A 6,418-nucleotide genomic window follows, 5' to 3' on the forward strand; every position below is an offset into this window, starting at 1 on the left:
GGAACGGGTTCCTCAATTTCTTTCATGTTGGGTCTTATGTGGACACCCGTTGATGGTTAAACTTCGCGCGTTATCTCTAAACGAGCGAAGGTGGGAGGCCATGCTCAAGGGATTCAAGGAATTTTTCCTGCGCGGGAACGTTGTCCACCTGGCCGTGGCCGTGATCGTCGGCACGGCGTTTACGACATTCGTCACCGCGATCGCCAACAATTGGATTAGTCCAATGTTCGCGGCGTTCGGCGGGCGGAACCCGAACGGGCTCGCCGTCACCCTCGTCGACGGCAACCTGAGGTCGGTGGTGGACTTCGGCGCGATCCTCACCGCCGTGGCCGTCTTCGCCGCCATCGCCGCCCTCGTCTACTACCTGGTTGTGTTGCCCTACAAGGAGATCCAGCTCCGGCGCATGCTGAACACCAGAGCTTCCGGGCCGCCCACGCCCACCGAGGTCCAGCTGCTCGCCGACATCCGGGGGTTGCTCAGCCAGCAGCTGCACGGCGGCCAGGCCGAGCCCGCGGCCGCCGCGAACCACACCGGTCAGACCAACGGCGCGCAGCGGCTGGCGGTCGAGATCAGCCCGGCGTTCACCGCGCGGCTGGTCATGCTCGGCGAGAACACGCCCGGCCTGATGATCGATTACGGCGCCAGTCAGCTCGCCTTCGCCGCTGGTCAGGGCACTAGAGCGGTCGTCAACGCGCACGAGTTCGCGGTCAACCTGGCCTACACCGCGCTGGCCTTCGCCAGCCGCTGCCGGATCCAGATGGCGCCCCGGCATTCGGCTCCGACCGCACCGGCGGCCAACGCGTGAGATCCTCAGGCCTCGCCCTCGGCGGCGGTGCCGGGCCCCCGGATGATCACGCCGGCGTCCTCGGTGATCTGCGCGAACAGGCCGAAGAACCCCGCCTTGCTGGTGCGCTGCTCCACCACGCTCTGGCCGTGGTTGTCGGCGCCGACCTCCCTGGCCAGCACGCTCAGGTCGTCCGCGGACAGCTCGTACCCGGCCAGCGCCGACCGCGGGTCGGTCGTGAGCTGCGCCTTGAACGCTGGATCGGTGATCAACCGCGCCAGTGCGTCCTCGAGACCTGGCATTCCCCTGTGTCACTCCCTGATCGTTCGTGCAGTGCCGGCGGTTTGTAGCAGACCACGCCAGGAGCGCCGCCGTCGTCAGCGCGGACTACGTAGGTTTACGCCCACGGCTACGTAGCACCGTCGCAAGCCCGGTCCGGCTGCTCACCCCCAGCTTGGTGTAAGCACGTTGCAGATGCGTTTCCACGGTACGCACCGAGACGGTGAGCGCGTCGGCGATCTCCCGGTTGGAGCTGCCGGCCGCGGCCAGCGTGGCGATCTCGCGCTCGCGAGTGGTCAGCTCCGCCACCGGCCCGGCCAGCTCCAGGCCGGGCGTACCGGCGCGGTCGCACCGGTCGGCCAGGGCGTGCGAGCGCTCCGCCATCCGGTCCGCCGCGCGCCCGTCCTGCCGGCGCCGGTAGCCGGCGGCGGCCGAGGCGAACGTCTCGGCGGCGAGCAGCAGCGCCCCCATCGCCTCGAACCGGGCGGCGGCACCGGCCAGCGCGTCCGGGTCGTGGCGGATCATCCCGGCCACGGCGTCCGCGCGCGCGACGAGCAGCGGGTTGTCCATGCCGGCGGCCAGCTCGGTCAGCGGCTTGGCGGACTCGGGCGCGCCGATCCGGGCGAGGTCGTGCCAGGCGGCCGCGGCCAGCGCCGCCGCGCCGGACCGTTTCGCCCGCTCGGCGCCCTGGGTGAGCAGCTGCTGGGCGGTGACGGGATCGCCGGTGACCTGGGCGTGCCAGGCCCGGGCCCGCAGCTCGTCGGAGATCAGCAGGTCGAGGTCGGTCGGCGGGAGCGCGTCCAGCTCGGTGATCGCCGTGGTCGCCCGCGGCCCGTCGCCGCGCTTGGCCGCGGCCAGCACCACCCCGGCCTGGCACCAGCGGCGCAGCGCCAGCTGGCCGATCTGCGCGGCGATCGCCACGCCCTCGGCGAAGGCGTTCTCCGCCCGGCCGAGCTGACCGGTCAGCAGCTCCAGCCGGCCGCGCAGCATGGCCACCCAGGCCTGGCCGGTGCGGCTGTGCAGCCGGATCACCCGTTCGTACAGCGCGGTGGCGGAAGCGTCCGCCTCGGTCAGCCGCCCGGCCTCGATCAGCGCCACCACCTGGGCCAACCGGGCGCGGCCGGGCTCGGGGCCACGCTCGGCGCGCTCCACGTAGGCGGTGGCCCGGCCGGCCTGACCGGCGAGCGCCGCGGCGACGGCGGCGGTGGCCGCTCCGGTGGCGAGGCCCTGGCCGGGCAACGCGGCGGCCACCACGTTCGCCACCGAGAGCGCGTCGGACAGCTGCCCACGCATCAGCGCGACCAGGCCGCGGTGCGCCGTGACCTGGTCCCGCAGCGCCCCGGCGAGCTGCTCGGCGGCCTTGGCCAGCGTCTCGGCCGCCTCCTCACCCTTGCCCAGCCAGTACAGCAGCGCGCGGGCCCGCTCGATGGCGACGGTCGCCCGGTCCTCGTCGTTGTTCGCCTGCTCGGCCAGCTCCGCCAGCAACGCCTGCGCGCGCGGGTGCCAGCCGCGTTCGCCGAGCACCCGGGCGTAGAGCAGCCCGGCCGCGGAGCCGGCGCCCGCATCGATCGCGGCCAGCGTCAGGCGTTCGGCCAGCGCCAGGTTGCCGGCCCGGCGGGCGCCCCGGGCGGCCTCCACCATGATCGGCGGGTCGACCCGGCCGCCGCCGTCCAGCTGCCACACCGCCAGCGGCAGCGCGCCGACCAGGTCCAGCCCGACGCCCGACGCGGCCTCGGCGAGCTTGCGGCTCGCGGCCATCCGGCCGAGCGCGGTGAGCTGGCCGCGCAGCACCTCGCCGTAGAGCGGGTGGGCGAGGCTGACCTGCAGGCCGCTGCGCTGCTGCACGGTCTGCACCAGCCCGTGCCGCTCCAGGTTGTCGACCATCGCCGGCTCGGCGAACTGGTTCACGATCTCCCAGGGGAGCGGCTCCCCGAGGGCCAGCAGCTCGAGCAGCTCGTGCTCGGTGCGGTCCAGGTCGACGATGCGGGCCTGGACGAGCTCGACCAGCCGCGGCGAGCTGGCCAGGCGCCGGGTGAGCCGCCAGACGCCCTGCTCGCGGCGCAGGACGTCGGCGTCCAGCGCGCCCAGCACAAGCTCGTGCAGGAACAGCGCATTTCCTTGGCTGGCTTGGAAAAGCTCCATCCTCGCGGCCCCGTCGATGGCGCCGCCGAGCACCTGGTCGAGGATGCGGTCGATGTCTGACCGGCGCAGCGGTGCCAGATCCAGCCGCTCGACGATCGCGTCCTTCCACAGTGCCAGCAGCGGCTCCGGGGCCCGCATCCCGGTCCTCGTGGTGAGCACGACGAACGCCCGGTCCGGGGCGGCCAGCTGCTGCACGACCGTGGCACTCGCGCTGTCCAGCAGGTGCGCGTCGTCCACCACGAGCAGCAGCGGGCCCGGACCGCTCGCGATCGCGTCCGCCGCCGCCCGCAGCCAGTTGCCGCGCGGCCCCGTCCGGCGGGAGTCCGCCGGCAGCAGCGGCGCCAGCGCCCCCAGCGGCACCCCGGCCGCCGCGCGCGTGGCCAGCACCCGGGCACACCGGAACCCCACCCGCTCGGCGATCGTGGCACATTCCGTGGCCAGCCGGGTCTTCCCCACGCCCGCGGGCCCGGCGAGCAGCAGCCCAGCCGCGTCCGGCCGGCCCAGGGCCGCCGCCACCCGGGCAAGCTCACGCTCGCGACCCACGAAAGGCCACGGTCGATCAAGCACGGCCTGGTGACCGCGCTCCGCTGTGCTCATCGGCAGCCCTCGCGTGCCCGAGATCTGTGACCATGACATCGCCGAACAGGCCGGCCGCGCTACCGCCCCAACCCAACATCATCGATCCCGACGACGCAGGTCAGGCCGAATCTGCTCATGCGGCTGCACGATCACTCATCCAACCGCACTCCGTAGGCACCGCAGGTGAAGCGCTTCAGCTCTACGTCGAAACACCCCTGCTCGACCGTACGATCGCGCAGTTTTGTCCCGTTCTTGGCCCACAAATCTCACCTGTCAGTGGTACCTGCGCTCGACTTATGCGAATTACCCTCAGAGTTGACTTTGGCGCGGCGATCGGGGCGAACGTGGCAAGCCAGCGAAGGGCACAGGTATCTGAGATCGACGCCGCGGGCCTGATTTGGATCAAGAGCTCTACGAGCGGCGCCGGAGAAAACAACTGTGTCGAAGCGGCGACTGCCGGCGAGCGCGTGCTGGTTCGTTGCTCTCACAATCGGCGCGGCGTACCGGTATCGCACTCCTGGCAGGCCTGGACGACCATGCTGGCGTGGCTCCACCGGAACGACCGGACCCACACGCCCTGACCAGATCCAGCGCCGGCGAGCCGGTTTGTGAGGGTGGTTGCACCCTTCCGTTGTGCATCGGGCAAGATTCCTTGCGGCAGAAGTACTGCTTACCTACTGACTAGGGCCAGATCGCCAGCTACCATATGCCATGTGGCAGAAGGCCGCATGGTCGTTGATGGCATGACGGCCGAACGAGGAGGCTTGATGGCGCCGAAGGCGGAGACTCCATCTGCTGAACATCGTCGCCTCAGGGGGCAGCTCCGCCGGGCCCGCGATGCGGCGAAGTTGACCCAGAAGGATGTCGCAGAGGCGCTCGAGTGGTCGACATCGAAGCTCATACGTATAGAAAACGGCTCGGTAGGGATCTCGATAACCGACCTCAAGGCACTTCTCCTGCATTATGGGATCACCGATCCTGGCGAGGTCGATCGATTTGTGGAGATGGCGCGGGCTAGCAAGAAATCGGCCTGGTGGCAGGAATACCGTTCGCAAATAGGGCAGGCATTTCTTAGCTTCATCGGCCTTGAAGCGTCCGCGGTGAGAGTCAGGCAGTATCAGAACCTGCTGGTTCCCGGATTGCTCCAGACGGAATCTTACATCGGCAAGTTGGCAGCAATCGGTGCCAGGGACGAGGAGCACGCGCGACTCATCACCGAGGTCCGGGTCCGCCGCCAAGACCTCATCAACGCCGTGGGTGGAGCCGAGGCGTTCTTCATCATGGACGAGTCCGTGCTCTACCGGAGGATCGGTGACGATGCCGTCATGCGGGAACAGTTGCTGAGGATCAAAGATCGGGCTGAACAGTCCAATATTTCCGTACAGATCGTGCCATTCAATGCTGGTGTGCACAGGGGCATGAAGAGCTCGTTCGAGATTATGGAGATCTCGGAGCAACCGGACGACTACGCACTGTTGCTCGAGACGGTGTACAAGGATCAGCTGATTCCGGATCCGAACGATGAGACCAGAGAGTTCGTGCAGATATTCTTCGAGCTGGAGAAAATCGCGTTGCCGGCGTCGGCGACGCCGCGACTGATCGACAAGCGACTGGAGGAGATGGATAACGAGAGGTGACGTGGTTCGGGCGGTCTCTGCGCCAACAGAGGCCGCCCGATGGCAGCGTACCCAAGCCCACGGTCAATGAGACGAGGACTCGCTACCGGGTGGCAAGTCTACGACGGACGTCAACGTCTGACCTGCCTTTCTCGATTCATCCTTCGGGGTGACCCGGGACCGGAGCGATCTCATCCCAGGAGGGAGACGCCCCGGTGAACGGGAAAGAGGTATCCACCGCGGTGACGCCGGGCCCTTCCGACGGGCCGCGGACGGCCCTGGTGTTCGTCAGCTACGCCCGCGGTCCGGAGGGTACGCCGCTGGCCGATGCGTTGTCCGAGGCGTTGCGGGCGCGTGGGTGCGCCGTTAGCTCCGATCATGAGTCGCACCTAAGGAACCCGTCCTCGGTTCCAGGGTGGATGGATGATGAGATCGCCAGCCGGGTCGTGCTGTGTGTGCTAACGCCGGAATATCTGCGGGCTTTTGCCGAGATGGCGGCGGGCGTGGCGCCGCATAAAGGCGTGCGGTATGAGCTCCGGCTTATTCTGCAGCGGATCTATGACCATGGGGGACGGTACGGATGCCCGGTCATTCCTGTCGCCGCACCGGAGTTTGAGGTGGAACTGGCCGCGCCGACCCTGCGGGCGCTGGAGATCAGTCGTTTTGATCCGGGCAGTGGAGCCGGTGCGGATCAGATTGTTGCGCGCATCGCCGCGTTAGAGGGCATAGGAGGTGGCGGCGTGATGAGCATTCAGGAGCAGGTGCCACCGGCGAACAGCCGGCGCGTGTTCCGGCAGGTCGTGTACAACTTGGAAGACGATCTTCCGGCGGAAGAGGCCATTCGGCTGGTGCGGCAGTGTCTGGAGCTGGCCGAGGACCCCGAGCTGTCGACCGATCTTCTCCAAGCGTTCCCGTTGATTGCGGATGTCATCAAAGACCACGGACAGGTCGACCTCATGCGCGCGCTGGCGACGGAGTGCCTTCGGTTCCTGCGCTCGGATGAACCGCGACTTCGTTT

At 68.7% G+C, this 6,418-nt stretch carries 6 protein-coding genes; 4 read left to right on the forward strand and 2 right to left on the reverse strand.

Annotation, left to right across the window (positions count from 1 at the left end):
* Window positions 1-100: 100 nt before the first annotated feature.
* Window positions 101-805: an MscL family protein gene (locus VGR06_RS08725; RefSeq protein WP_327558469.1), complete on the forward strand. Its 705-nt coding sequence runs from the start codon at window positions 101-103 to the stop codon at window positions 803-805.
* Window positions 806-810: 5 nt separating this feature from the next.
* Here VGR06_RS08725 and VGR06_RS08730 read toward each other — a convergent pair whose 3' ends face one another.
* Window positions 811-1,086, reverse strand: a complete 276-nt coding sequence (locus VGR06_RS08730; RefSeq protein WP_327558470.1) for a hypothetical protein — start codon at window positions 1,084-1,086, stop codon at window positions 811-813.
* 85 nt (window positions 1,087-1,171) lie between these two features.
* Window positions 1,172-3,748, reverse strand: coding sequence for a LuxR C-terminal-related transcriptional regulator (locus tag VGR06_RS08735; protein ID WP_327558471.1), 2,577 nt, complete (start codon window positions 3,746-3,748; stop codon window positions 1,172-1,174).
* A 332-nt stretch (window positions 3,749-4,080) separates the two neighbouring features.
* Here VGR06_RS08735 and VGR06_RS08740 point away from each other — a divergent pair, with 332 nt between their 5' ends.
* The 3 genes from VGR06_RS08740 to VGR06_RS08750 form a co-directional block, all read left to right on the forward strand.
* Window positions 4,081-4,365: a DUF397 domain-containing protein gene (locus VGR06_RS08740; RefSeq protein WP_327558475.1), complete on the forward strand. Its 285-nt coding sequence runs from the start codon at window positions 4,081-4,083 to the stop codon at window positions 4,363-4,365.
* Window positions 4,366-4,497: 132 nt separating this feature from the next.
* On the forward strand, window positions 4,498-5,421 hold the full coding sequence (locus tag VGR06_RS08745) for a helix-turn-helix transcriptional regulator (RefSeq protein ID WP_327558472.1): 924 nt from the start codon (window positions 4,498-4,500) through the stop codon (window positions 5,419-5,421).
* A 194-nt stretch (window positions 5,422-5,615) separates the two neighbouring features.
* A partial coding sequence (locus VGR06_RS08750; RefSeq protein ID WP_327558473.1) for a toll/interleukin-1 receptor domain-containing protein occupies window positions 5,616-6,418 on the forward strand: 803 nt, incomplete at its 3' end.

This window comes from Actinophytocola sp. (genome assembly GCF_036002505.1).
In the GTDB taxonomy this organism is placed as follows: domain Bacteria; phylum Actinomycetota; class Actinomycetes; order Mycobacteriales; family Pseudonocardiaceae; genus DASYTH01.